Source organism: Frigidibacter sp. RF13, from assembly GCF_026626305.1.
In the GTDB taxonomy this organism is placed as follows: Bacteria; Pseudomonadota; Alphaproteobacteria; order Rhodobacterales; family Rhodobacteraceae; genus TMP-24.
Genome location: NZ_JAPNUE010000010.1, coordinates 18,086 through 43,178, shown reverse-complemented (window position 1 = coordinate 43,178; position 25,093 = coordinate 18,086). Strand labels below are relative to the sequence as shown.

Sequence of the window (25,093 nt, the reverse complement as noted above, 5' to 3'; positions counted from 1 at the left end):
GCCAAATCAAGCCCCGCCATTGCGGGGGCCGCCCGCTTTGCGGTAGAAGCGCCCGGTCCCGCGGAAAGACCCCGACGATGCCAGAGCCGAAGAAGCTTTTTATCAAGACCTACGGCTGTCAGATGAATGTCTATGACAGCGAGCGCATGGCCGAGGCTCTGGGCGCGGAAGGCTATGTCACGACCGAGCTGCAGGAAGAGGCGGACATGGTCCTTCTCAACACCTGCCATATCCGCGAGAAAGCCTCTGAGAAGCTCTATTCCGATCTCGGGCGGCTGCGGTCGCTGAAAGCCGGTAAGCCCGATCTGAAGATCGGCGTGGCGGGCTGCGTCGCCCAGGCCGAGGGCGAGGAGATTTTGCGGCGGATGCCGCTGGTCGATCTGGTGGTGGGGCCGCAAAGCTATCACCGGCTGCCCGCGATGGCGAAGGCCGCGGCGCGGGGCGAGAAGACCGTCGACACCGAGTTTCCGGCCGAGGACAAGTTCGACCATCTGCCCGACCGGCCGATGGCGAAGGCCCGGCCCACCGCCTTTCTGACGGTGCAGGAAGGCTGCGACAAGTTCTGCGCCTTCTGCGTGGTGCCCTACACCCGCGGCGCCGAGGTCAGCCGCCCGGCGGAGCGCATTCTGACGGAAGCGCGGAAGCTGGTGGAAAAAGGCGTGCGGGAAATCACGCTTCTGGGCCAGAACGTGAATGGCTATCACGGCGACGACGGCTGGACGCTCGCCCGGCTCGTCCGGGCGCTGGCGAAGATCGACGGGCTCGACCGTATCCGCTATACGACCTCGCACCCAAACGACATGGGCGATGACCTGATCGCAGCCCATGGCGAGCAGCCGAAGTTGATGCCCTATCTGCATCTGCCGGTGCAGTCGGGATCGGACCGGATTCTGAAGGCGATGAACCGCAAGCACACGGCCGAGGCCTATCTGCGCCTGATCGAGAGGATCCGCTTGGCACGACCCGACATGATGATGTCGGGCGATTTCATCGTGGGCTTCCCGGGCGAGACGGACGCGGATTTCGCGGCGACGATGGATCTGATCCGCGCCGTGAACTACGGCATGGCCTATTCCTTCAAATATTCCGCCCGCCCCGGCACGCCTGCGGCGGAACGCACGCCGGTTGCGGCGGACGTCGCCGATGCACGGTTACAGGAATTGCAGGCGCTGATCCTCGACCAGCAGCGCGCCGCTCAGCAAGCAATGGTCGGGCGCGAGGTTTCGGTCCTTTACGAAAAGCCGGGGCGGCTTGCCGGCCAGATGGGCGGCAAGTCTGACTATCTGCATGCCGTCCATGTCATGGACCGGACAGCGCAGGTCGGAGAGATCGCGCGGGTCCGGATCACCGCGAGCGCTCCCAATTCTCTGACCGGCGAACGGGTCTAGTCCCGCGACCAGGCCAGCGCGGGGTCGGCCTCGGCATAATCGCGCAGGCGGTGGATATCGGCGATCTCGGCCACATTCTGGCGGATGGTGACGCCCTGCCCCTTCAGGCGCGAAAAGGCGCGGCTGAGGCTTTCGGGCTTCATGCCCAGCCGACCGGCGATCAGCACCTTGTCATAGGGAAGCGTGACCCGGCAGGCACCCGCCGGGCAGGGAGCGAGTTCGAGAAGGAACTCCGCCACACGTTGCGCGCCGGTCTGGGCTTTCAGCTGTTCGACCTGTGCCACCAGCAGGTGAAGATGCGCGAAAGTCGATGACAGCATCGAGATCGCGATATCAGGATTTTCCCGCAACAGGCGCAGGAAGACATCCGCCTCGATCCGGACCAGGGTGCATTCCGTCACCGCCTCGGCCGAGACCGGATAGGTGTCATGGCGGAAAGCCACCGCTTCGCCGAAGCTCGCGCCTTTGGTGAAGACCCCGACGATGGCCTCGGCCCCGTTTGGCGCGATCCGGTAGAGCTTCACCCAGCCATCAATGACGATATAGATAGCGCTCGCGGGCTCACCCTGCAGAAAGACGGTCGAGCCCCGATCCAGATCGCGCACCCGCGCCTGCTGCAAAAGCTCTGCGGCGACCCCGTCTGGAAGCGTTGCGAGCAGAAGTGCGCGTCGCGCGAGCGCCTGAATTTCGGGTTTCATATCCACATCCGTCCGATGCTGCACGCTTAGCAGATGTGGAAACGCCAGTCAGTAGCGCATACAAGATTACCCCGCGCCAAGCGCGGCAGGCGGAGGCGCGGGGTTGCGCAAACCTACTTGAGGGTCACGAGGTAGGCCGCGATGTCTTCCGCGCCCTTGGCCAACTTGAAGGTCATTTTCGATTTGGCGCTGTCATCACCCAGCTTTTCCTTCAGCCAGGCGGTCGGATCCGTCACATAGGCGGCGATCTCGGCTTCGTTCCAAGTGGCGCCTGCCGCACCGACGGCCACGATCGAGTCGCCATACTTGAAATCTGCCGCGGTGCCTACAGTCTTGCCGTCGAGACCCCAGAGGCTCGGGCCGGTCTTGCCGCCCTTGACGATCTCGGTGCCGTCGGCGGCAATGATCGAATGGCAGGCCTTGCACTTTTTGAAATCGGCTTCGCCCGCAACCGGGTCGCCGGCCAAAGCCGGGGCGGCGACAAAAAGGCTGAAAGCGAACAGGGCAGTGGTCTTTAGCACGGGGCTCTCCTGTATTCTGACTGAACTACAATGTGACGGCGGCTTCGAAGCGCGCTTCGGGGAAGGAAGAGAGAATCGCATCGATGTCCGCCTTGACCTTAATCAAACAGGCGGCCGTTGAAAGCGCGTCGGCCAGCGCTGCCGAAGGTGCCGAGATGCTGACCGCGCGCCAGACGTGCGGCGCGGCTTCCCCCGTCATCGGATCGAGAATATGGCCCGACCGGCCGTCTGCATCGAAGGTCGTGCCAAGGGGTGCCGAAGTCGCGAGCGCCCGCTGCCGGAGCGGCACGAGGCCGCCCTCCGCCAACTGGACGGGCCAGTCGCCCCCGTTCGGCTGACCGCCAAGCGCGCGGATTTCACCGGTGTCGATGAGGATATCGGTCAGACCTTGGCCTTCCATTAGGGCAGCCACCCGGTCGGCAACATAGCCCTGCGCGATTCCGTTCAGGGTCAGCGCCATGCCGGGCGCGAGCGTCACCGCGCTGCTGTCGAGCCTGAGTTCCGCCCAGCCGCCGAGCGCGCGTGCGGCTTCCAGTTCCGGCGGGGTCGGTCTCGCGCCCGTCGCCGCCCGCTCGGCCCAGAGTGCCCAGAGGGGCTGGATCGTCGGATCGAAACGGCCGCCGCTGGCGCGGTGGACGGCGCCGGCAAGCGTCAGGCATTCCAGAAGCTCGGGCGGCGGGGCGTCGATCCGGCCCGTCCGGTTCAGACGCACAAGCGCGCTATCGGGCCGGTAGAGGCTGAAGATATCCTCAAGCCGCGCAATCTCGGACGTGACCTCTTCGGCAATGCGGGCGGCGTCGGGATGGTCGATGCGCAGGCTTGCCCGCGCGCCAAGCGCCACGCCGGTCCAAGTCGGAGATAAGGCGGCGCGGGTCGCACCGGCGAGGGCGAAGGGTGCGGCGGCGGTTATGGCGAGGAAGCGGCGGCGGGTCTGCATCTTATTCTCCGACGGTTTCGGACAGGGCCTTGAGGCGCGCCTGATAATCGGCGTCGCCTGCTTCGGTTGCGGGGCTCTCGCCGACTTCTACAGGCGCGAGGACCGCGCTGTCGGGCACATCGGCCAGACGCAGGACGGCGCCTCCGCGCTCGGCCGCGAAAGCCGCGGCCTTCGCTTCATCGGCGAAGGGCACCAGTTCCGGCGCGCCCATGCCGCCTTCGGCGCTGGAGCCGGTCACATAGTAGGCGCTGTCGGCTGCGATCCAGTTCTCCGCCCCGGGCTCGGCCCAGCTGGCGCCGGGCGCACCCATGTCATTGACATAGATCGCGAGGATCACCCCATCCTGCTCAGGCAGCCGGGCATAGGCGATGGCATCGCGAACCTGGCTGAAGAAGAGCGGCATCCCGGGCACGCCGTCGAGATGCACCTGCGCCTTCGGCCCTTCATGTTCCATAAGGTTCATCTGACAATAGTGGCCGACAGCCTCTTCGGTCAGGGCGACCGGGGTCACGTCCTGTGCTTCCTCTCTGCAGGCAGCAAGCGCGACAAGCGCGATCAGGAGAAGGCGTTTCACGGCGTCACCCTCCGGAAGGCGGCACTGGCAAGTGCGAGCGCGCCAAGCGGCCAGAGGAGCACCGAAAGCGCGGATTGCCAAAGAGGGACGGCCGCCGCAGCGCCGCCGACACCGGCCGCCGCCGCCGTCGCCTCGGAAGCGGCGAGGTTGAAAAGCCGGAAAGCATCCGCCGGATTGGCCAGAAGCGCGAGCGGGAAGAGATCCGTCGTGAACCAGCCACCGCCATCGGCGACCACGGCGGCGAGCAGCGCCAGATCATAGAGGACGACGGCGCCGAGCCACAGACCCATCGCAAGGCCGGCCGCGCCCGATGGGCGACGGGCAAGCGCGGACAGCGCGTAACCCGCGCCAAGAAAGGTGGCGCCGAGGAGAAGAGAGGTCCAGCCAAGCCGGAAAAGCGCGGGCAGTCCCGAAGCCGCGCCCGGATCCGCAAGGAACGCGGCGACGGCGGCCAGCCCGTAGCCTGCGAGAAGGGCGAGCGCGAGGACGCAAAGATGGGCCGCGAGCTTGCCCAGCAATATCTCCACCCGGCTTCCGGGATAGGTGAGGAGCAGCGGCAGCGTGCCGCGCTCCGCCTCGCCTGCGATGGCGTCGAAGGCCATCAGAAGCGCCAGAAGCGGCACGAGATAGACCGCAAGCGAGGTGAGCGAGGCAACAGTAACCGACAGCCGGTCGGCGCCCAGCGCCCCGGTCGGCGCCGATCCGGCGGCAGAAAGGACGAGCGCGAAAAGCGCCATAAGCCCGATGGCGATCGCCACCCAGCGATTGCGGAAGGCGATACGGAACTCGGTCAAAGCGGTGGCGAGGATGCGGTTCATTGCCCGTCCCTCCGGCTGAAATGGCTGTAGATATCCTCAAGGCTTGGCGGCACGACCTCGATATCGGCCAGCCGGTCGCCGAGGCCGGTCACACGGGCAAGCGCGCCGAGCTTGTCTTCCTGACTGCAGGACAGCTGAAGGTCCGCGCCGAACCGGATGCTGCCGGGAAGTGCCGCGGCAATGTCGGCTGCATAGCCGTTGCGCGCGGTCATGTGGATGGTGACCGGCAGCGCCGCCTCACGCCGCAGGTCCGAGAGCGTGCCCGAGGCGACCATGCGCCCCTTCGACAGGATCAACAGTCGGTCGGTCCGCGCCTCGACCTCGGTCAAAGCATGGGACGAGAGGAGGATTGCCGCGCCCTCGGCCGCGAGGCCGTCGAGCAGCTCATAGAAGTCGCGGCGCGAGACCGGATCGAGGCCGGAGGTCGGCTCGTCCAGAACCAGAAGCCTCGGCCTGCCGATCAGCGCCTGCGCAAGGCCGACCCGTTGCCGCATGCCTTTGGAGTAGGACCCGATCCGGCGCCCCGCGGCCTCGTGCAGGCCGACGCGTTCCAGAAGCGCCCGCGCGCCCTTCGGGCTTTCGCCGCGCAGTGCGAGGTAATGGCCGATCTGTTCTTCACCCGTCAGCGCGGGATGGAAGGCGGCATTTTCCGGCAGATAGGCCACGCCCGCCCGTGCCGCCGTCGACCCGGGCGCGGCGCCGCAGACCTCGACCTGGCCCTTGTCGAACGGCAGAAGGCCCAGCACGATCTTCATCAGCGTCGACTTGCCCGCGCCATTATGGCCGAGAAGGGCGACGCGCATGCCCGGCTCGACCGTCAGCGACACGGCATCAAGCGCCTTGAGACCGGCGAATGTCTTAGTGAGTGCCGAGATTTTCAGGGTCGATGTCATCATATTGTCCTTGCGTCCAGCGGCCCGCTACCTCCGCCTCCATGGCGAGGGTCGCGGGCGGGACGGGAATGGTTCGGGGCGTCATCAAGGGAAAGGCGTCCTGCACACCACCGGGCAGGATGGCGGGAAAGCTCTTCTGGCTCCAGCGCACCAGTTGGACGGCGGGCGAACCGGTCAGGAGTGCGGCGGCAGGTTGCGACCATAGGATATGGTCCATCAGGTCGTTCGGCCGGTAGACGCCATCGGCGATCCCGTCACCGTTCAGGTCGAAGGCCGGGTTGTCCGACCAGAAATTGCCCCGCCCCTCGAAGCTCCATTCGATCTGGCGGGTGCCTACATATTTCACCTGGTTGCGGTTGGCGATGAAGCTGTTTTCGGTCAGCACATTGCGCTCCGACCCGGCGGTGAAATGGATGCCGATGCCGCAGCCCTCGAACCGGTTGCGGTAGATCAGGTTCTTGTGGGCATTGTAGATGAAGAGGCATTTTTTCGCCCCGCCGCGCACGAGGTTGCCGCTGACGTCGGCGCTGTTGGCATAGTTCAGCATCAGCCCATGCTCGCGGTCGCCGAGCGAGAGGTTGTCCTTCACCACCACCTTGTTCGAGAACATGATGGCAAAGCCCAGATGATTGCCGACCGAGATATTGCCACTGACCTCGCTGTCGTGTGTGTACATGTAGTGGACGGCGAAGCGCAGATCGCGGAAGAGGTTGTCGCGGAAGGCATTCTCGCGCGAGGTATTGGCGAAGATGCCGTCGCGACCGAAGCGGATGTCATTGCCCTCGACGACCGTGCCGGGCGCATTCCAGACATAGATGCCGTTGCCGCGCTCGTTCATCCGGGCGCTTTGCAGCCCGACTATGGCATTGCCTCGCACCACACTGTCGCGCGACCCGTGCACATCGATCCCGTGCATGTTCGCCTCCAGCCGCACGCCTTCGACCAGCGCGCGGTCAGCACCCTTGACGATCTTGATCCCGGCATCGAGGTCGGAATTGCGGGTGCCCGAACCGGTGACGGTCAGACCACGGATCACCACGTCATCGGCAGTGACCGTGATCACGGTGCCACGGCCATGGCCGTCGATCACCGCCTCTGCCGGGCCGGTCAGGGTCAGCGTCCGGTCGAGCGTGACCGGGCCTGAATAGTGCCCGGCAGACAGGGCAAGCACATCGCCGGGTTCAGCCCCGGCGATGGCAATGGCAAGCGTTCCTTCGCCCGGCGCCACCCGCAGCTCTTCCGCCCCCGCCGCAGAGGCGAGGAGAAGGGCAAGCAGAAAGGCTGGGCGAAGGAACTTCATGGCATCAGGCCGCCTTCGGTTCCACGAACATCCGGCCGCGCATTTCCATGTGCAGAGCGTGGCAGAACCACTGGCAATAGTACCAATAGACGCCCGGCTGACCCGCAACGAAAGTGACAGAGCTCGTGGCCTGCGGCCCGATCTCCATCGCCACGCCGTGGTTGCCCATGGTGAAGCCGTGCGTCAGGTCGTCGATATCGTCGAGGTTGGTGACGATCACCGTCACCTCGTCGCCTTCCTTGACCGTAAACTCCTCGATCGCGAATTGCGGCGCCTGGCTCGACATGTAGACCCGCACCTTGTCGCCATCGCGGATCACCTGATCCTGATAGTCGTCTAGATCCACACCGTCGGCCTCGGCCTGCTTGCGCGTTTCGGCCCACATCGGATCCTGCCGGTCCCAGACAGACTTGATGCCGGTCATCTTGGACGCATGCACCGCGATTGCGTCATGCGGCTCGGCGAAGTTCGGGCCATCGTGAACAACGACCATCTTGTCGCCGGAAATGTCGATCAGCTGATCGTTCTCCGGTTTCAGCGGACCCACGTTCAGGAACCGGTCCTTCGAGAACTTGCACAGGCACACAAGCCATTTGCCGTCGGCTTCCAGCGTCTCGCCCATTGAGGTCTTGAGATGGCCGGGCTGGTACTGGACATCGACCTTGTCGAGGATCGGATCGACCGCCTCGCCCTTGTAGGCGGCGATGGCCTTGTCGATGTTCCATTTTACCACCTGGCTGTCGAGGAAGAGCGAGGTGAAGACGTTGCCCTGCCCGTCGAAGGCGTTGTGCAGCGGCCCGAGGCCCAGTTCCGGCTCAGCCACCACGCAGGAGCGCGGATCGGCACCATCGAAGACCGCATCAAGCAGCGTGACGTCGATCACCGTGACCGTGGGCGACAGCTTGCCCCCGATGCAGAGGTGCTTCTTGTCCGGCGCCATGTTGCAGCCGTGCGGGTTGTTGGCGATCGGGATGTAGCGGGTGAACTGGCTGTTCGCTTCCTTCCGGCCGTCAAGCACCTTGACCCCGTTCTGCTCGGTATAGGCGCCGGCCGCGATCGCCTTTTCGATCTCGGCGATATTGAAGACCACGACATGGTCCATCTCGCTCGCGGTCATGTCGGCAAGGGTCATGCCCATTTCGGAATTGTACGAGGTCGAGAAGGCCCATTTGCCCTCGTAGTCAGCATCGGTATTGTCGAGGTTGCCGGACACCAGGACCTGCCAGGCGACATCCCACTTGTCGGCATCGACAGCGGTGAAGACGTTCACATAGGTGCTCACGTCCTTCATGGTCGAACCGTCGTTGACCAGCGGCGCCTCGTCCTCGCCGTTGGCGAAGACATAGTTGGTGCGCGGCCACTTCTGCGGACGCAGGCCATGGATGCCCTTGGCATTTGGGATCTCAAGGATCGCGTCGCACTTCATCACGTCGCAGCGCACGCGCGCCACGCGGGTGTTGGCCTTGTCGTTCATGTACAGATGGCGGCCGTCGTACTTGCCTTCGGTGAAGGACATGTGGACATGGTGAAGATCGCCATTGTCGTGGATCTTCTTGCCGTTCGCCGCAAGGAAGGCCTTGGTCTTGTCGGTCATCGTGCGCTGGTGGATGCGGATCGATTCGTTGGTCTGGCCCCAGCCGCTGGCCGAGCAGCGGTTGAAGACCGGCACCCGCATCAGTTCGCGCATCGAGGGGATGCCGAGGATGCGCATCTCACCGGTCTGGCCCGAGGACCAGAAGCCGTAGTATTCGTCAAGCTGGCCGGGGGCGACGGTCGCTGCCTCGGTCGCGCCCGCCGCCGTCGCGGAAGAGGCGAGCGCCGCGACACCGACAGCGCCGCCGGTCAGGGTCGCGCGCCCGGCGAAGGCGCCGGCAAGCGCTGCGGTTCCGGCGGTGGCGCCGAGAAGGCCGCGCCGGGAAATGCGATTCTTCAGGTCGTCAGACATGATCTGTCCTTTCATTCGGCAGGTTGCTGTTTGGGGTGGTTCGGGTGCCCGGAAATGTCGCGCGGCGTGGCGGAACCCACGGCCTCGCGCCGTTTCAGCTTCTTGATCACGACCGGGCAGGTCGTCTTGGATTGGTAGAGAACCTGGCAATGCAGGCAGTTCAGGCATTCGTTGGGGTTGATCTCCCCCGTCGGATGAATGGCCTGGACCATGCATTGGTTGGCGCAGGTCTGGCAGGGATTGCCGCAGTCCTTGTAGCGCTTCAGCCAGTCGAACATGCGTATACGTGCCGGAATGGCGAGGGCGGCACCCAGCGGGCAGAGATAGCGGCAGTAGAACCGTTCAACGAACAGCCCCGCGATCAGCAGTGCGGCGGCGTAGGCTACGAACGGCCATGCGCGGATGAATTTCAGGATGATCGCGGTCTTGAACGGCTCGACCTCGGCCAGATGTTCGGCCTGTTCGATCGACATCAGCGACACGCCGAAGAGACCGAGGAAGATCATGTATTTGATCGGCCAGAGCCGTTCGTGCAGTCCCCAGGGCAGCGTCCATTGCGGGATATGCAGCGCCTTGGCCGCGCGGTTCGTCAGTTCCTGCAGCGCGCCGAAGGGGCAAAGCCAGCCGCAATAGGCCCCACGTCCCCAGAAGAGCAGGGCGGCGGCGACGGCGAACCACAGGATGAAGGTGAGGGGATCGAGGAGGAAGGCCTGCCAGCTGAAGCCCGTGACCAGCGCGCCGAAGAGGGCCATCAGGTTCACGACAGAAAGCTGGGCGTTCGCATACCAGCCGAGGAAGACGAGCGTGACGGTCAGATAGGCGATGCGGAACCAGAAGAAGGCGCGCTCGTTCCGTGTTGTCCAGATCTGGAAGAAGAAGACGGCGGTCAGCACGATCAGCATGGCGACCAGTCCGGCGATCTCGACCTTCGAGCCCTGCCATATCTTCTTCCACAGGAGCGCCTGCGCCGCGCTTTCGTCCTCCGCTCCGGCGGTATCAGCCACGGCTGGTGCCGGTTCGGCGACCACCGGACGCAAGTAGGCGGACGGCAGCTGGTAGCCAAGGTCGAAGGTGGTGAAGAGTTTTTCGATCGGCCCGACCTCGCGCTGCACCAGAAGCTGGATGCGGAACGGCTCGGCCGGGTCGAAGCCGACATCGGCGGGGATCTTGAAGAGGTCGGCCTCGGTGAACGCGGGCGCGCCCGGGGTGGTAACCGCCACCAGCCTGCGGTGCATCTTGTCGCGGAAGCGGACCGAAACATCGCCCTGTATCAGCACGATCCGGTCGAAGATGCCGCCCCGGACATAGCCTGAGCCCTTGAAACTGTAGAGGCCGCGCCCGACCACGGCGATCGCCTGTTCGCCGGGCTGAAGCCAGCCCGTCAGGTTGGCATATTCCGCCTCGCCCAACACCGCCTTGCCGATGGCGGGCACCGAGACGAGCGCGGTTTCCATCTCGATGAAGTTCGTGTCGGGCGCCTCTGTCATCGCGCGTTCGGCCGCGCGCTTGTCTTCAAGCCCCGCAAATGCGGCGTTCACCTGACCCACATCCAGTGACAGACGCCGGATCGTGCCGTCGCCTTCCAGCGCCGTCCAATCCGCCGCGGCACCGGCCTCTGGATTGATCTCGAAGCGCGGACCTGCCGCCTTTGTTTCGGGCGCAAGCCCGCCAAGGCCAAGCGCGCGTGCCACCTTTAGGCCCGATCGTACGATGGAATCGTCGATGACCATCACCGTGACCGTGGCGCCCGAGATGATGTCAACATCGTGCGAGGTGCCGCCCGCCTGCGCCTCGGCCACCAGATCGAGGCCGACATAGGCCGCGGCGAGCGCCTTCACCTTGGCGTCAGGAATGCCGATGAGGACGATCGGCTCGGAATGTTTCACCAGCGCGACACCGATGACCTTCGCATCCGTGTCGATGGCGACCATCGTGTGGATCGGCTTGCCGGAATAGCCGGTCGTGCCGACGAAATCCGATGTGACGAAGGCCCAGCCGATGGTTTCGCCGCCCTTAAGGACCGGCGCAACCGCCAGATCATCGCGGGGCGGGCCGAACCCGTCGGCACCCTCGACCAGATCGCCGGCGGCAACCTCGGGCAGATATTTGGCAAGCACCGTGTCCGCCGCTGCGGGCAGCACGGCGAGCCAGAGAATGGCAAGCGATAGAAGGAAACGGAGGTATCTCATCTCTGGGCGCCCTCGGAAAGCCGCCCGGAGGGGGCCGGGGGCACAACGCGCGTGCGACCCCTGGCAAAGCCCAAGGCAGTCAGATCAGGATGTGAAGCCGGGGGGCCGCGCGCGGTCGCGCGGCTTTCGTGGCGTACAGGTGCGCTTTTGTCGGACAGGCGCCATACGACCCGGCGCCGCGCATCGCGGCGCGCGAACAGAGGTGAGCCTGCGAAGATCGCGCCCAGCCCGGCGATCAGGCATTGCGGGCATTTCTGGCAATCCTTCATCGGCTGGGCAGGTGCGCCTGAGGCGTCGAGCCAGACCGTCCCGCTGCCCCCATCCGCGCAAATCTCGTACGCGATCGCACCTGCGGCGGATCTGGCATGCGGCAGGCCTGCGAGCCCGAGACCGAGTGCGAGCAGCAGGATCAGGCACAGGTTCAGGCACCGACGCCCAAACTCGGCCAATCTAGCCGTCGGGCCGAATTTCCATGCCGGGGGACGCATGCGCCGCTCGATTCGTTCCGTTTCCGCTGCGGCAGCACCACGCCCCACAGCTTTCTCGGCCAAACCAATGCACCGCAGCGCAACAGCGCGCCTTGATTTAAATCATGTCCGGTTGAAGTCGTTCAGAAGGGCCGAAAAGCCCCGCCGCCCGGGAAGCGCATGGCTGTACACCCAAGGGCAGCCGCCGGTCAGACGCGGCCAGGTATGCCGCACTCAGGCACCGTGGCGCATCGGGTCGGCGGGGTAGACGCCCAGAAGCTTCATGTATGAGGTGAAATAGGCCAATTCCTCCAGCGCGCGCTGGACGTTGGCATCGTCGGGGTGACCTTCGATGTCGGCGTAGAACTGGGTGGCGGAGAAAACACCATCGACCATGTAGCTTTCCAGCTTGGTCATGTTCACGCCATTCGTGGCGAACCCGCCCATCGCCTTGTAAAGCGCGGCCGGAATGTTGCGGACCCGGAAGACGAACGAAGTCATCATCCCGTCGTCGCCCCGGCGCTTCAGGTCCGGCTCGCGTGCCATCACCAGGAAACGGGTGGTATTGTTCGACTTGTCCTCGATATGGCGGGCCAGCACTTCGAGCCCGTAGATCTCGCCGGCGAGTTCCGAGGCGAGGGCTGCGAGCTTCGGGTCGGCCAGTTCGCTGACATGGCGGGCGGACCCGGCGGTGTCGGCGCCGGTGACGGGCCGGATGCCATGTTGCTTCATGAAACCCCGGCACTGGCCCAGAAGCACCGTATGGCTCATCGCGCCCTCGACCGCCTCAAGCCGCGTTCCGGGAACCGCCAAGAGGTTGATATGGACGCGCACGAAAGCTTCATCAACGATGTGAAGGCCGCTTTCCGGCAGCAGGTGATGGATGTCGGCCACCCGCCCGTAGGTCGAATTCTCGACTGGCAGCATGGCGAGGTCGGCATCCCCCCGGCGGCAGGCCTCGATCGCGTCCTCGAAGGTCGCGCAGGGCAGCGCCTCCATCTCCGGCCGCGCCTGGCGGCAGGCCTGATGCGAATAGGCTCCCGGCTCTCCCTGGAAGGCAATGCGACCCTTCATGGCGTTCCCCACATGCGGCTGGCCCCAAAAAGGGCAATTCGCCGCGCTAACTATACCTTGATCCCCGGCGGGGGAAGCGGATAGATAGCCCGCAAACCAGCCAAGACCCGAGGCGCGACATGTTCGACACGATGACTGTAACGAAGGCCGGCGGCGCGCTCTGCGGTGCTTTCCTGATCTTCCTTCTGGGCAAATGGGCGGCAGAGTCGCTCTATCATACCGGTGTGGAAGGCCACGGCGGCGAGGAAGTGGCGCAGGCCTATTCGATCGACACCGGCGCCGAAGGCGGCGGCGAGGGTGAGGCGGCCGAGGCCGGGCCCGATTTCGCGACCGTGTTCGCGGCGGCCGATGCTGCGGCGGGTGAAAAGGTCTTCGGCAAGTGCAAGGCCTGCCACAAGGTCGACGGCACCAACGGCACCGGCCCGCACTTGGACGGCGTTGTTGGGCGCGGGATCGGCTCGGTCGCCGATTTCGGCTTCTCCGACGCGCTCAAGGGCCTCGGCGGCAACTGGGAGCCGGAGCGTCTGAACGAATTCCTCGCGAGCCCCAAGGGCTATGCGCCGGGCACCAAGATGGCTTTCGCCGGACTGCCGAAGATCGAGGACCGCGCGAACCTCATTGCCTATCTGCAGGGCCTTGGCGGCTGATCTGAGCCACAGGATGTTTTTCAGGGCCGCCCGCTGGGCGGCCCTTTTCATTTCACGTCCCGATCACCCCAACGCGACTTGATGACAGGGGCCGCGCCGGTCTAGCTTGAGAAAAACATCGGAGACTGCCCATGACCCGAAGCGCCAGCCTGCCCCTTGTCGCCGACCACCGGCTGCGTGCTTTCTGGGCTGGAACACTGATCGCGGGCGCGGCGCTTTTGCTGACCGTCGGCGCGGTGCGGGCCGAGGAAAACATCATCAGCGCGCACGCAATCACCACGTTCGGCGACCCGCCGAAATACGGGCCGGATTTCCAGCATCTGGATTACGTGAACCCCGACGCGCCGAAGGGCGGCGAGATATCCCTCTCAACTGTCGGCACATTCGACAGTTTCAATCCGTATACGCAGAAGGGCTCCGGTGCCGTCCTCGCCAATATCGGCTATGAAGACATGATGATCGGCACGGCCGACGAGATCGGATCGCTTTACTGCCTGATCTGTTCGACCATCGAATATCCCGAGGACAAAAGCTGGGTCATCTTCAACATGCGACCGGAAGCGAAATTCTCGGATGGTTCGCCCCTGACAGCCGATGACGTGCTTTTCACCTACGAGCTTTTCCTGAAGGACGGCCTGCCCTCTTTCTCGACCGTACTCGGTCAGTTCGTCGAGGGTGTCGAGGTTCTGGACCCTCACCGCGTGAAATATGCATTCAAGGCCGAAAGCCCGGTACGCGACAGAATCCAGATGGCGGGTGGCATGCTGGTGGTGTCGAAGAAATGGTACACTGACACGGGCGCGAAGCTTGACGAATCCCGGCTCGACCCCGGCATCGGATCAGGCCCCTACAAGCTTGACCGCTACGACATCAACCAGCGCGTGGTCTACAAGCGGAACCCCGATTATTGGGGCAACGATCTGCCGATCAACCGGGGCCGCAACAACTTCGATACGATCCGGATCGAATATTTCGGCGATCCGACCGCTGCCTTCGAAGGGTTCAAGTCTGGCGCCTTCAGCTTCCGCGACGAGAATTCCTCGAAATTCTGGGCCACCTCCTACGATTTTCCGGCGATCCAGAAAGGCTGGGTCAGGAAAGAGGAAATCCACCACGGCAATATCGCTAACGGCCAGTCCTTCGTCTTCAACATGCGGCGCGACAAGTTCAAGGATGTGCGCGTGCGCGAGGCGATCGGGCTGATGTTCAATTTCGAATGGTCGAACGAAACCCTTTTCTACGGCCTTTACACCCGCATCAATTCTTTCTGGGAAAACAGCGAGCTGGCTGCGACCGGCCTGCCCTCGGCCGAGGAACTTGCGATCCTTGAACCCTTTGCTGCGGCGCTGCCGCCCGGGGTTCTCGATCAGGAACCGGTGATGGCGCCGGTTTCGGGCGACAGGCAGCTTGACCGCGGCAACCTGCGCAAGGCCTCGGCCCTACTCGACGAGGCGGGCTGGACGGTTGGTGACGACGGCAAGCGGCGCAATGAAAAGGGCGAGGTGCTGCGCGTCGAGTTCCTTGAAAACGACGATGCCTTCGACCGGATCATCAACCCGTTCATCGAGAACCTGACGAAGCTCGGCATCGAGGCGATCATCGACCATGTCGACACATCGCAATTCACCGACCGCAGCCGCAAGTTCGACTTCGACATGATGACCGACCAGTTCCCCACCGGCTATGAGCCCGGCGCGGGCCTGCGCCAGTATTTCGGCAGCGAAGGCGTGAACGATGTCTTCAACACCTCGGGCCTTGCCGATCCTACGGTGGACGCGCTGATCACCAACGTGCTGGAGGCCGACACCAAGGCCAGGCTGATCCCGGCGGTCAAGGCGCTGGACCGGGTTCTTAGGGCGATCCGGATCTGGGTGCCGCAATGGCACAAGGACAAATATACCGTTGCCTATTACGACATGTTCGAGCGGCCCGAGAAAATGCCGCCCTATGGGCGTGGCGAACTGGACTTCTGGTGGTATAACCCCGAAAAGGCCGAGGCGCTGAAAGCCGCCGGGGCCTTCAGATAGGCGCTGGAAAAGGCGCGGGCCGGGGAAAGAGCAGCGGATAGATGGGCGCCTATATCCTGCGCAGGTTGCTTCTGACGATTCCGACGCTGATCGGGATCATGCTGGTGAATTTCGCCCTGACCCAGTTCGTGCCCGGCGGACCGATCGAACAGATGATCGCCAAGTTGGAAGGTCAGGGCGATGTGCTGAAATCCGTGACCGGCGGCACCGGCGCGGATGCCGGGATCGAGGATTCCTTCGGCGACGAGAAATATGCCGGTGCCCGCGGCCTGCCGCCCGAGTTCATCGAGAAACTGGAAAAGCAGTACGGGTTCGACAAGCCCGCCTATGTCCGCTTCTTCGACATGATGGGCAAGTATCTGCGCTTCGATTTCGGAGAGAGCTATTTCCGCTCGATCTCGGTCATCGACCTTGTCTTGGAAAAGATGCCGGTCTCGATCTCGCTCGGCCTCTGGTCCACGCTTCTGGCCTATCTCGTGTCGATCCCCCTGGGGATTCGCAAGGCGGTGAAGGACGGCACACCGTTCGATACCTGGACCTCGGGCGCCATCATCGTGGGCTACGCGATCCCGGGGTTCCTGTTCGCGGTCCTCCTGATCGTCCTTTTCGCGGGCGGCAGCTACTGGAAGATCTTCCCCCTGCGCGGCCTGACCTCGGACAATTGGGATGACCTCAGCCTTCTGGCCAAGATCGGTGACTATTTCTGGCATATCACGCTGCCGACGATCGCCATGACCATCTCGGGCTTCGCCACGCTGACGCTTCTGACCAAGAACAGCTTCCTTGACGAGATCAACAAGCAATATGTGATGACGGCGCGGGCGAAGGGCCTGAGCGAGGGGCGCGTGCTTTACGGCCATGTCTTCCGTAATGCAATGCTTCTGGTGATCGCGGGCTTTCCGGCGCTGATCATTTCGGTCCTCTTCGGCGGGGGTCTCCTGATCGAAGTGCTATTCTCGCTCGACGGATTGGGGCGGATGGGGTTCGAGGCGGCGGTGCAACGCGACTATCCGGTGGTCTTCGGCACGCTCTACACATTCGGGCTTCTGGGCCTTGTCGTCGGCATCATCAGCGATCTGATGTATGTGGTGGTCGATCCGCGCATCGATTTCGAAAGCCGCGCCGGATGATCCGTCTTTCCCCCCTCAACCAACGCCGCCTGCGCAATTTCAAGGCCAACCGCCGCGCCCTTTGGTCGTTCTGGATCTTCCTCGTGCTGTTCGGCCTTTCACTTTTCGCCGAGGTGATCGCCAACGAAAAGCCGATCCTTGTGCGCTACAAGGGCGAGTGGTTCACGCCGATCTACCGCTTCTATCCCGAAACCGCCTTCGGCGGCGATTTCAGGACCGAAGCGGTCTACAAGGACGCAGAGGTCCAGTGCCTGATCCTCACGGGCGGGTTGCAGGACTGCTGGGACGATCCCGAAGGCATCATCGCCGATGCCGCGGATGGCGAGGTCGCGGGCGCGGCGGTCGAGAAAGGTTATATCCTCTGGCCACCGATCCCCTTCAGCTACACCACCGTCGACAATGTCGGTCGCGCGCCTTCGCCGCCCGACAGCGTCCACTGGCTTGGCACCGACGATACCGCCCGCGACGTGCTGGCGCGCATCATCTATGGTTTCCGCCTTTCGGTCTTCTATGCGCTGATCGTCACCACCGGCGCGTCGGCGCTTGGCATCGCTGCCGGCGCGGTTCAGGGCTATTTCGGCGGGCGCACCGACCTGATCTTTCAACGGATCATCGAGATATGGAGCGGGACACCAACGCTTTATGTCATCATCATCCTGTTCGCGATTCTCGGGCGGTCCTTCTGGCTTCTGGTCGGGCTTTCGATCCTTTTCGGATGGACCGGGTTGGTGGGCGTGGTGCGCGCCGAATTCCTGCGGGCGCGGAATTTCGAATATGTCCGCGCTGCCCGCGCCCTTGGCGTGCCCGACCGGGTGATCATGTTCCGCCATGTGCTACCGAACGCTATGGTGGCAACGCTGACATTCCTGCCCTTCATGGTCACTGGTGCTATCGGCAGCCTTGCCGCGCTTGATCTTCTGGGCTTCGGCCTGCCGTCGAACCTGCCCTCGCTCGGCGAGCTTACCCAGCAGGCCAAGCAGAACCTGCAGGCACCCTGGCTTGGCTTCACCGCCTTCTTCACCTTCGCGATCATGCTGTCGCTTCTGGTCTTCATCTTCGAAGGCGTGCGCGATGCCTTCGACCCGAGAAAGACCTTCCGATGACAGCGCTTCTGAAGGTCAAGGGGCTGCATGTCAGCTTCCGTCAGGACGGACGGGTGATCCCCGCCGTGAAGGGCGTGAGTTTCGAGGTGGCGAAGGGCGAGACTTTGGCCATCGTCGGCGAAAGCGGATCGGGCAAGTCGGTCAGCGCCCTCTCGGTCGTCGGGCTCGTCGGCGGCAATGCCGAAATCAGCGGCAGCGCGACCTGGCAGGGGCGCGCGCTTCTGGGCGCGGGCGAGGCGGCGCTGCGCCGCGTGCGCGGCAATGAGATCAGCTTCATCTTCCAGGAGCCGATGACATCGCTGAACCCGCTGCACACGATCGAGAAGCAGCTGGGCGAAAGCCTCGCACTGCATCAGGGCGTGACCGGCCAAGGCGCGCGGGCGCGGATCGTCGAGCTTCTGGAAAAGGTCGGCATCGCCGATCCGGCCAGCCGTCTGGGTGCCTATCCGCACCAGCTGTCGGGTGGCCAGCGCCAGCGCGTGATGATCGCGATGGCGCTGGCGAACGGGCCGGACCTGCTGATCGCCGACGAACCCACGACCGCGCTCGATGTGACGATCCAGGCGCAGATCCTCGATCTTCTGGCGGACCTCAAGGCGCGCGAAGGGCTGTCGATGATCTTCATCAGCCACGACCTCGGCATCGTGCGGCGCATCGCCGACCGGGTGGCGGTGATGCAGACGGGCGAGATCGTCGAACAGGGGCGGGTGGCCGAGATTTTCGGCAACCCGCAACATCCCTATACGCAGAAGCTGCTGGCGGCAGAGCCACACGGGACGCCCGACCCCGTCGCCGCAGACGCGCCCGAGGTGATCCGAACCGAAAATCTGCGCATCTGGTTTCCCATCGAGAAGGGGTTACTGAAGCGCGTCGTCGGCCATGTGAAGGCGGTGAATGCCGCCTCTGTCAGCGTGCGCGCGGGCGAGACGCTGGGCATCGTGGGCGAAAGCGGATCGGGCAAGACCACGCTTGCACTTGGCATCATGCGGCTGATCCAGGCGGACGGGCCCGTGATCTACATGGGCGAGGATATCAGCAAGTGGCGCGCGCGCGATCTGAGGCGCCTCAGGCGCGACATGCAGATCGTCTTTCAGGACCCCTACGGCAGCCTGTCGCCGCGCATGACCGCCGAGGAGATCATCGCCGAGGGCCTGGGCGTGCATGGCGTCGACCCCGGCCGCGACCGGCGCGAGATGGTGGCCGAGATCATGGCCGAGGTCGGGCTCGACCCGGCGATGATGGGCCGCTATCCGCACGAATTTTCCGGCGGTCAGCGGCAGCGCATCGCGATCGCCCGCGCGATGATCCTGCGGCCGAAGGTCGTGGTGCTGGACGAGCCCACCTCGGCGCTCGACATGACGGTGCAGGTGCAGATCGTGGAGCTGTTGCGCGATCTGCAGAAGCGGCACGGGCTCGCCTACCTGTTCATCAGCCATGACCTGCGCGTCGTCCGGGCGCTCTCGCACCGGATCGCGGTGATGCACCGGGGCGATATCGTGGAAAGCGGTACGGGGGCAGAGATCTTCGACAATCCCCAGCACCCCTATACCCAGACGCTCCTCGCCGCCGCCCTCGCCGACCGGAAGGCGGCGGAATGAAGATCCTCTTCATCCACCAGAACTTCCCCGGCCAGTTCAAGCACCTGGCCCCGGCGCTTGTGGCGCGCGGGCATGAGGTGCTGGCGCTCGCCGATGTGGCGAACAAGGCCAACCCGACGCCGGTCCGGACGCTGTATTACAAAAGCCCGGTGAAGAACCGCCTGAAAGGCATCGGCGCCACCTTCGCCGACATGGTCGCCTGCGGCGAGATGGTGGGCGGGGCGTGTTCGCAGCTGCGCGAGCGCACGGGGTTCGTGCCGGACGTGATCTTCGGCCATAACGGCTGGGGCGAGATGCTGTTTCTGCGCGAGATCTGGCCCGAGGCCAGGATCATCAACTATGCCGAACTTGTCTACCGCTCGCGCGGGCTCGATTCCGATTTCGACCCGGAGTTCCAGCAGACTGATCTGAAGGCGCGGATGGCGACGACGGCGCGGGCGGCGCATATCCTGCAAAGCATGATCGACGCCGATGCGGCGCAATCGCCGACCGCATGGCAGGCGGGGAGCTTTCCGCCGCTTCTGCGCGACAAGATCACGGTGATCCATGACGGGGTCGATACGGACGAGGTCAGCCCCGATCCGACGGCGGAATTCTCCCCCGGTGAAGGCAAGCCCGTGCTCCGTGCCGGGGACGAGGTGCTGACCTTCCTCAACCGCAATCTCGAACCCTACCGGGGCTATCATATCTTCATGCGGGCGCTGCCTGCGGTGATGGCGGCCCGGCCAGACGCACAAGTGGTGATCGTCGGCGGCGAGGGGCAAAGCTATGGCCGCGCGCCGCAAAGCGGCACCTGGAAGCAGATCTTCCTCGACGAGGTGAAGGACCGGCTCGACCTCACGCGCGTCCATTTCACCGGCAAGGTGCCGCGTGCGTCCTTCCTGTCACTCATGCAGGTGACGCGGGTCCATGCCTATCTGACCTATCCCTTCGTCCTGTCCTGGTCGATGATCGAGGCAATGAGCGCCGGGGCGCTCGTCATAGGCTCGCGCACCGGGCCGGTCGAGGAAGTGATCCGGGACGGGGTAAACGGGCGGCTCGTCGATTTCTTCGATGTCGAGGGCTGGTCCACGGCGTTGATCGCCGCCCTTGCGGACCCGACCCGCGACGATCCGCTCAGAGCCGCGGCGCGGGCGACCGCAATTGAGACCTACGACCTGCGCCAGGTCTGCCTTCCGCGCCTTATCCGTTTCGTCGAAGACATTGCTGCGCAGCCCTAGAGGCAGCGTCCTCATCGAGCACTGCGTGCATTTCTCGGGGGCCCGCCCCCGACGAGAAACGATGTGCCCGAGGATGTGCGGGGTGCGATCACAACGAAAAGGGCGGCACGTCGTGCCGCCCTTCTCATCTCACAGGATCGAAAGTTACTGGCCGAGCTTGTTGTATTCGGCCAGACCGGTGGCGACGATGTCGTACCATTCGCCCGATTCACGCATCTCGGCGATGCCCTTGTTCAGCATCGAGAGATAGACGCGGCCGCGCGGGTTGGTCTTCGATGTCATCAGCTGGTAGGAGGTGAACTTCGCGTTATAGGGGTTCAGCGTCACCTTGTCGGAGGCACCGAGCTCCTCGAAGTTCGCCGTCGCGGTCTCAAGCTCGATCGAATAGACATCGACCTTGCCCTCAAGCAGCAGGTTGGCGCAGTCGATCGGGTCCTTCGGGCGCACCATCTCGATGAATGGCGCGACCAGACCTTCGACTTCGAGGTCCGCAGAGCCCCAGGCCGCCGGGCGGCAGATCTTCGCGCCCTGATACTCGGTGAAGCTCTTCGCATCGACATACTTGTTGTCGTTCAGAGTGAAGAAGCTTTGCGCCACTTCATAGATCGGCAGCGAGAAGTCGAAGTCGGTGCAGCGCTTCACGCTTTCTTCCGACAGGATGTCGAGCTTGGAGCAGTCGGGCTGTTCCCAGGCGATCGAGATATCGAAGGCACCGCTCGGCAGCAGCACGTCGATGTGCGACTGCCAGTCGTCAACCCAGCCCACCTTGGATTCGCGGTCGTTGCCGCCGCGCTGCAGCGCGGTTGTGGCGATCCGGGTCAGGATGCCGCCACCCTCAAGGTCCTTCGAGGTGAAGGGCGCCCAGCCATTGCCGGTCACGAACTTCAAGGGCGGCTGATAGCTGTTCGATTTCTTCTTCGTCGTCGCGGCTGCCTGCTCTTTTTCCTGCAGGCTGGCAGCGAGATCCTGGTCGGCCGACAGACGCCCGTCCTCGCAGGGAAGCGCCAGCTCGAGCCCCTCGGTGAGGTTGTTGGGATTGCCGGCCAGCGTCTCGCGGTTGGCGTTGAAGATGATCTGGTAGTCATAGCTGCCATAAGCGGCAAGCGCGATGGAGCCGAGGCTGTCGCCCGCCTTCACCGTATATTTGGAGCAGGCTTCCTGAGCATTCGCCCCGATCGGCAAGGCGATCGTGACGACGGCTGTCGCCAGGAGGCGTTTGGAGGCTGCAGACAGTTTGGTCATTGTCATGGTCCTTTGCAGTCGTGGTCCAGGGCGGCCCTGGAAAAGGTTGGTTCAGCTGTGGGGTGCTCTGGGCAGAGCGAACTGGTTACGCGGGAGCTGTTCGGAGTACAGATTTCAAGATCGGGGTGGCCATCTCTCTCAGTTCTGGCCAAGCTTCTGTTCGTTTTTCAGCGCGGTGGAAACGACATCGTACCACTCGCCGGATTCGTACATCTCGAGGATGCCCTGGTTGAGAAGGTCGAGCGCCGCGACCGCCTCTGGGTTCGATTTGTGCGCGATCACATGCAGCGTCTTCACCGAGGAAAGCTGCGGGTTCTCGCTGATCTGGCCGGTCAGGCCGATTTCCGCGATCTCGTCGGCCGCAACGGTCGTATCGAGGGCGACGAGATCGACCTCGCCCTTCATCAGCATGTTAAAGCAATCCGCGACCTTCACCGGGCGGACGACCTGGACCACGTCCATTGTAAGGCCCGCGCCATCAAGAACCCCGGTCGAATAACCTTCGGGGCGGCAGATGCGCTTGCCCATATATTCGTCATAGGTCGTGGCGGCCGCGATCTCGCTATCGGCGCGAGAGAAGAAACCGTCGACGACCTCATAGAAGGGCTGCGAGAATTCGAAATTCTGGCAACGGCCCAGATCGCCTGCCGACAGGGTTTCCGGGGCCTCGCAGTTCGGGCGCGACCAGGGGAAGGTCAGGTCATAGGCATGGCTCGGCAGAAGTGCGTCGAGATGGGCCTGCCAGTCGTTGATGAAGGTCAGCGAATAGGCGCGACCGGGATCGGCGCGGAACATCGCCATTTCGACCAGCTGGGTGAACATGCCGCCGCCCGGCAGCGTTTCGTCGGTGAAAGGCGCGTAATCATTGCCGGTCACAAGGGCAAGCGGCCTGACCGACGCCTGGGGCGCAGGCGCGGCCGGAGCGCTTTCCGGGGCGGCAGGAGCTGCCTCGGCCACGACTTCGGGCTCGGGGGCAGGCGTCACTTCGGCGGCAGGCGCATCAACCGCCTCGGCCACTGCGTCGACAGTTTCAGTCGCCGCTTCCGCGGTCTCGGAGAGTGCAGCTTCCTCGGTCGCGGCAGGCGACGCCTCGGCAACCGCGGCGACCGCCGCGCCGTCGGCACAGGGCAAGTTCAGCTTCGCGCCGACCTCGATCAGGTCAGCCTTGGCACCGATCACATCGACATTGGCATCATAGATCTTGCGATAGAGGTCGGGATCGCCATAAGCGGCGCGGGCGATATTGCGCAGGTTGTCGCCGCGCTTGACCTCGTAAGTTTCGCAGGCCTGTTGTGCCAGTGCTGCGCTTGATCCCAGAAGCATCGCCAGACAGGCGGCGGGGGCAGCGCGGGTGATGAGTTTCATCGTCTTCTTCTCCTCGTCCGAGACCTGCTCGTTACACCCGTGCTGGGCAGCATTGGGGCTGAAAGCGGTCAATTCGGCGTTCTTGCTTGTGGGGTCCTGGGCGGCTGCCATCAGGTGACTTTGATTACCGCGAACGACACATTGTCTTGGTCGGGATCGTCGAGCTTCTCGACCGCCGTCATCAGCGCGTCCACGAGGTCGCTGCTGCGGGCGTTCTGATGTTCACGGACGATCTTGTGAATTTCCTCGTCGGTCAGGAACTGCAGACCGTCGCTCGACACGATCACGATATGACCCTTGCGCAGCGCCAGCGGTGGCTTGTTGCAGTCGATCTTGGCGATCGCCGAACCCATCAGGACCGAGGTCAGGCAGTTCCGGTCGGGATGGTTGCGGCCCTTTTCGGGGTCGAGCATGCCCGACTTGACCATCATGTCGATCTGTGGCCCAAGCGAGTGATCCTCGTTCACCTGGCGCAGATCCTCACCGTCGAAGACATAAAGCGGCGAGTCGCCCACTGACACCCAGTAGAGATGTCCGTCGGCCAGCACTGGCAGCACAAGCGTGGTGCCCATGCCCGCGACATTGCGGTTGCGTTTGACATAGGAGGCGATCGAGGCGTTGGCGGCCAGCGTCGCTTCCTTGAGTATCTCGGGGATGCCCCCTTCGTTCACCTCGTCCTCATAGAGCTTGTCCTTGAGGAATTCGGCGATCTCCGACACGACGAGGCGGCTGGCAATATCGCCCGCCTGATGGCCGCCCATGCCGTCGGCAAGGACGATGAACCCCCGGCCCTCGCGTTCGGGAAAGTCGATCGCGACGGCGTCTTCCTGATAGTCACGCCGACCTTTGCTGGCGGCTGCTGCAACGTCATACATCATCTGCTGGGGTCCCGCCTCAGGTCGTCCAGTGGAAATCGGGGCCGCAGAGCGCCACGAACCGCAAGGTGGTTTCGCCGATACGGATCTTGTCGCCGCTTTCCAGCGCTTCGGTCGACAGGACCGGCTTGCCGTTCAGCCGCACGATATTGGTCTTGCCGCCATGGCCGAGGTAGAATCGGCGGTCTTCATGGTCGAAGGCGATGGCGGCGTGATTGGAGCGCGAAATCGCCATATCGCCGAAATTCAGCTGGATGGCCTGGTCGTCGCCGCGGCCGATCTGCGAGACGCCCGCCTGAAGCGCGATGGAATTGCCGCGGCCGGGTCCGTCGACAATCGCGAGCCAGCCCACCGGATACATAACCCGGTCGACCTGCGGCGCGGCAGCTGCGGGGGCGGCGGCGGCATCGTCGCGGGCAAAGACATCTACGACGCGACCATCGGAATGTTCAAAGCCAAGGAAGGTGGTCTTCACGCGGCTCGACCGGCGGGAAGGTCCGGGTTCGGGCGCGGCCTCTGCGGCGGGCTCCGGCGCGGCATCCTGAACGGGCTTCACTTCCGGCTCGGCGGTTGCCGCTGTGACGGGTTTGACCTCGGCGACCACCGGCTCAGGCGCGGCCTCCGGCTCCGGTGCACGCACGGCGGCGAGGATCGCGGCCGCGGTCATCGCATCAGGCATCGGGCCATCGGATGGCGCTGCTTCCTTTTCCATCGAAGCCACAGGATCAGCGACTGGCGCAGCCTCGGCGACCACCTCGGGGGCGGCCATTTCAGGGGTTTCCGCTTCGGTCGCGGCCGCTACAGGGGCGGGCGCCTCAACCTCTGCCGGTGCATCAAGCGGGCGCTCGACCGTCGCCTCAGCCCCCTCGGTGCCCTGCTGCTCTTCGCGGGCCCGGAGCTTGCGGGCGAACAGGTTGAGCGGCGAGAGCGACCGTCTGCGGGCGGGCTCTGCGGCTTGCGCTGCCGGATCATTGTCCCTGTCGAACCAGTATGATGCTGAGCTGTCCTGCTTCGCCATGTCATCACCCTATTCTTACGAGCGGCGCAGAGCCGTCGTGCTTTTTCGTTGATTGTGACGGTCG

General features: G+C 64.1%; 21 protein-coding genes. 7 read left to right on the top strand and 14 right to left on the bottom strand.

Annotation, left to right across the window (positions count from 1 at the left end; all coding sequences use genetic code 11):
• The first annotated feature begins 77 nt into the window (after positions 1–77).
• The gene (gene miaB / locus OU426_RS15595; protein ID WP_267634992.1) at positions 78–1,388 is read left to right on the top strand and encodes a tRNA (N6-isopentenyl adenosine(37)-C2)-methylthiotransferase MiaB; all 1,311 of its coding nucleotides are present in this window, start codon (positions 78–80) and stop codon (positions 1,386–1,388) included.
• Here miaB and OU426_RS15590 read toward each other — a convergent pair.
• The 10 genes from OU426_RS15590 to OU426_RS15545 form a co-directional block, all read right to left on the bottom strand.
• Positions 1,385–2,086, bottom strand: a complete 702-nt coding sequence (locus OU426_RS15590) for a Crp/Fnr family transcriptional regulator (RefSeq protein ID WP_267634991.1) — start codon at positions 2,084–2,086, stop codon at positions 1,385–1,387. The genes miaB and OU426_RS15590 overlap by 4 nt on opposite strands.
• Positions 2,087–2,199: 113 nt before the next feature.
• On the bottom strand, positions 2,200–2,607 hold the full coding sequence (locus OU426_RS15585) for a c-type cytochrome (RefSeq protein ID WP_267634990.1): 408 nt from the start codon (positions 2,605–2,607) through the stop codon (positions 2,200–2,202).
• 25 nt (positions 2,608–2,632) lie between these two features.
• Entirely contained in the window at positions 2,633–3,544 is a 912-nt protein-coding gene (locus OU426_RS15580) for an FAD:protein FMN transferase (protein WP_267634988.1), read from the bottom strand.
• Between the two features lies 1 nt (position 3,545).
• Positions 3,546–4,118: a nitrous oxide reductase accessory protein NosL gene (locus OU426_RS15575; protein ID WP_267634987.1), complete on the bottom strand. Its 573-nt coding sequence runs from the start codon at positions 4,116–4,118 to the stop codon at positions 3,546–3,548.
• Positions 4,115–4,936: an ABC transporter permease gene (locus tag OU426_RS15570; RefSeq protein ID WP_267634986.1), complete on the bottom strand. Its 822-nt coding sequence runs from the start codon at positions 4,934–4,936 to the stop codon at positions 4,115–4,117. The genes OU426_RS15575 and OU426_RS15570 overlap by 4 nt, the downstream gene beginning before the upstream one ends.
• Positions 4,933–5,829: an ABC transporter ATP-binding protein gene (locus OU426_RS15565; RefSeq protein WP_267634985.1), complete on the bottom strand. Its 897-nt coding sequence runs from the start codon at positions 5,827–5,829 to the stop codon at positions 4,933–4,935. The genes OU426_RS15570 and OU426_RS15565 overlap by 4 nt, the downstream gene beginning before the upstream one ends.
• Positions 5,795–7,129, bottom strand: a complete 1,335-nt coding sequence (locus tag OU426_RS15560; RefSeq protein ID WP_267634984.1) for a nitrous oxide reductase family maturation protein NosD — start codon at positions 7,127–7,129, stop codon at positions 5,795–5,797. Before OU426_RS15560 ends, OU426_RS15565 begins: the two co-directional genes overlap by 35 nt.
• A 4-nt stretch (positions 7,130–7,133) precedes the next feature.
• Complete coding sequence (gene nosZ, locus OU426_RS15555; RefSeq protein ID WP_267634983.1) at positions 7,134–9,074, bottom strand: TAT-dependent nitrous-oxide reductase; 1,941 nt, start codon at positions 9,072–9,074, stop codon at positions 7,134–7,136.
• 11 nt (positions 9,075–9,085) lie between these two features.
• Positions 9,086–11,263 carry a NosR/NirI family protein gene (locus OU426_RS15550; RefSeq protein ID WP_267634982.1) on the bottom strand — a complete coding sequence of 726 codons (2,178 nt, stop codon included), beginning with the start codon at positions 11,261–11,263 and terminating at the stop codon, positions 9,086–9,088.
• 701 nt (positions 11,264–11,964) lie between these two features.
• The gene (locus OU426_RS15545; protein WP_267634981.1) at positions 11,965–12,804 is read right to left on the bottom strand and encodes a prephenate dehydratase; all 840 of its coding nucleotides are present in this window, start codon (positions 12,802–12,804) and stop codon (positions 11,965–11,967) included.
• Positions 12,805–12,923: 119 nt separating this feature from the next.
• On the opposite strand from OU426_RS15545, the gene OU426_RS15540 reads away from it, so the two are divergent.
• The 6 genes from OU426_RS15540 (at position 12,924) to OU426_RS15515 (ending at position 20,529) form a co-directional block, all read left to right on the top strand.
• Positions 12,924–13,451, top strand: coding sequence for a c-type cytochrome (locus OU426_RS15540; RefSeq protein WP_267634979.1), 528 nt, complete (start codon positions 12,924–12,926; stop codon positions 13,449–13,451).
• Positions 13,452–13,582: 131 nt separating this feature from the next.
• A complete protein-coding gene (locus tag OU426_RS15535) occupies positions 13,583–15,478 on the top strand; it encodes an extracellular solute-binding protein (RefSeq protein ID WP_267634978.1) in 1,896 nt (631 codons plus the stop codon).
• Positions 15,479–15,519: 41 nt separating this feature from the next.
• Positions 15,520–16,608, top strand: a complete 1,089-nt coding sequence (locus OU426_RS15530) for a microcin C ABC transporter permease YejB (protein ID WP_267634977.1) — start codon at positions 15,520–15,522, stop codon at positions 16,606–16,608.
• Positions 16,608–17,711 (top strand): ABC transporter permease, encoded by a 1,104-nt coding sequence (locus OU426_RS15525; RefSeq protein ID WP_267635053.1) that lies wholly within the window; start codon positions 16,608–16,610, stop codon positions 17,709–17,711. Before OU426_RS15530 ends, OU426_RS15525 begins: the two co-directional genes overlap by 1 nt.
• Complete coding sequence (locus OU426_RS15520) at positions 17,708–19,309, top strand: ABC transporter ATP-binding protein (RefSeq protein ID WP_267634975.1); 1,602 nt, start codon at positions 17,708–17,710, stop codon at positions 19,307–19,309. Before OU426_RS15525 ends, OU426_RS15520 begins: the two co-directional genes overlap by 4 nt.
• Positions 19,306–20,529 carry a glycosyltransferase gene (locus OU426_RS15515; RefSeq protein WP_267634974.1) on the top strand — a complete coding sequence of 408 codons (1,224 nt, stop codon included), beginning with the start codon at positions 19,306–19,308 and terminating at the stop codon, positions 20,527–20,529. The genes OU426_RS15520 and OU426_RS15515 overlap by 4 nt, the downstream gene beginning before the upstream one ends.
• Positions 20,530–20,673: 144 nt before the next feature.
• Here OU426_RS15515 and OU426_RS15510 read toward each other — a convergent pair whose 3' ends face one another.
• The 4 genes from OU426_RS15510 to OU426_RS15495 form a co-directional block, all read right to left on the bottom strand.
• Positions 20,674–21,771 carry a transporter substrate-binding domain-containing protein gene (locus OU426_RS15510; RefSeq protein WP_267634973.1) on the bottom strand — a complete coding sequence of 366 codons (1,098 nt, stop codon included), beginning with the start codon at positions 21,769–21,771 and terminating at the stop codon, positions 20,674–20,676.
• 138 nt (positions 21,772–21,909) lie between these two features.
• Complete coding sequence (locus OU426_RS15505) at positions 21,910–23,208, bottom strand: transporter substrate-binding domain-containing protein (RefSeq protein WP_267634972.1); 1,299 nt, start codon at positions 23,206–23,208, stop codon at positions 21,910–21,912.
• Positions 23,209–23,246: 38 nt separating this feature from the next.
• Positions 23,247–24,014: a PP2C family protein-serine/threonine phosphatase gene (locus OU426_RS15500; protein ID WP_267634971.1), complete on the bottom strand. Its 768-nt coding sequence runs from the start codon at positions 24,012–24,014 to the stop codon at positions 23,247–23,249.
• Between the two features lie 16 nt (positions 24,015–24,030).
• Positions 24,031–25,029: an FHA domain-containing protein gene (locus OU426_RS15495; RefSeq protein ID WP_267634970.1), complete on the bottom strand. Its 999-nt coding sequence runs from the start codon at positions 25,027–25,029 to the stop codon at positions 24,031–24,033.
• Between the last annotated feature and the right edge of the window lie 64 nt (positions 25,030–25,093).